The organism is Desulfosporosinus sp. Tol-M2 (assembly GCF_059735615.1).
Window position 1 is genome coordinate 1 of sequence record NZ_JCAIJG010000072.1, and the last position, 1,505, is coordinate 1,505.

Annotated in this window: 1 protein-coding gene; it reads right to left on the reverse strand. The window is 44.4% G+C overall.

The features are described from left to right. Positions 1-143: 143 nt before the first annotated feature. Entirely contained in the window at positions 144-1,421 is a 1,278-nt protein-coding gene (locus tag AC6I5A_RS05525) for an HD domain-containing phosphohydrolase (RefSeq protein ID WP_052167920.1), read from the reverse strand. Positions 1,422-1,505: the final 84 nt, after the last annotated feature.

Here is a 1,505-nt window from a genome sequence, read left to right on the forward strand (position 1 = left end):
AAAGGGCCAAGGGAACCAGCCAAAATTTTCGGAAGTTGAGCTTGCCCAGACGACTCATTTTTCCTCCGCTGATAAGGCTTATAAACACAGCTAGAATCACGGTCTCGATGAGCATACTTTACCTCTTAAACCTCCCTAAATGACTAAGCAGTTTGTAATTGGTCAGTTCTGACCGTTCGAACACTCGATTCACTCTTGACCACTTTACAGAATATTTCTACTATCTCCGGATCCAATTGGGTTCCGGCGACTCTTTTAAGTTCAGCAATGGCCTCGTCATGTGTCCGGCCTTTACGATAAATCCGATCGGAAGTGATCGCATCATAAGTATCGGCAACGGCAATGATCCGGGCTTCCAGCGGAATTTCTTCCCCTTTGATTCCATCCGGATAGCCCTTTCCATCATATCTTTCGTGGTGATGACGCACTACGAGCCCAATATCAAACAAAAATTTAATTTTTTTGATAATTGTTTGCCCGATGACCGGATGAGCGCGAATGGATTCCCACTCCAAATCCAGCAGTTTTCCCTCTTTATTCAGGATTGTTTCGCTTACCCCAATCTTTCCTATGTCATGCAACACGGCTGCGTATTTGAGGAACACTATCTTTTCATCACTCATTTTGATTTCTTCCGCTATAGCGACTGAAAATTTTCCGACTCTTTCGGAATGTCCGCTAGTGTACGTGTCTTTAGCCTCCAGCGCCTGGACCAAGGCTTCAACCGTATTCAGATAATTTTCTCTCATGTCTATATAAAGCTGGAAGGAATGGCGAGAAATCAATAGGGGAATGAAGAGCAGGAGCAGTCCCCCTGAGCCGTAATTATCATAAATCAAAGCCATGAGCAAACCAAGAGGCGCCAGCGCCATAAAGTTAGGAATAGACCATTGAATATTTCCGATCCAAATAAACCAGGGAGATTTGTTCTGTAATACCCCCAAGGCAATTGCCACCAGGGTTATATTTGTTAACATGTAAGTAAACGCCGCCGCAAGATAAATAATTATTGTCACAGGGGCGACACTAAACCCCGTTGCTGTTAACTTCAGCACAACGCTTGCTGCGCAAATAGCTACTACAAACTGTGACGCGTTAAACACCCTTTTGTAAAATGGCTCCCCCTGCACTTCTTTCCCAAAAACAAACAGTCCTCCTATTGCAGCCACCGATACGGAAACCCCAAAAGGAAATAAAATGGCCGCGCAAATAAACACCGCAAAACTTACCGTCACATAACCGCCCCTGGGTAAGGAAACCGGTAGGGATTCACTGGCCGCCGCAAGAAGTCCAAATATTAATAAATGAAAGACATCGATCATCGCCCAATTCATTTGGCAGATTGCCCTAATCCAAATTACTAGAGCTAATAGGGTGATCACAATAAACAATCCCTTAAAGGACTTCGGAAGATCTTTCATTTCCCACCTCGTATATGTTTTGGCCAACCAACTTTCACATATTAGATTCTGTAGCTTGCGCCACCGGCAAGAACGAGAGTAACG

Bases quoted from the DNA above. Each gene is read 5' to 3' on its own strand.
- AC6I5A_RS05525 (WP_052167920.1), bottom strand. From the start codon at position 1,421: ATGAAAGATCTTCCGAAGTCCTTTAAGGGATTGTTTATTGTGATCACC.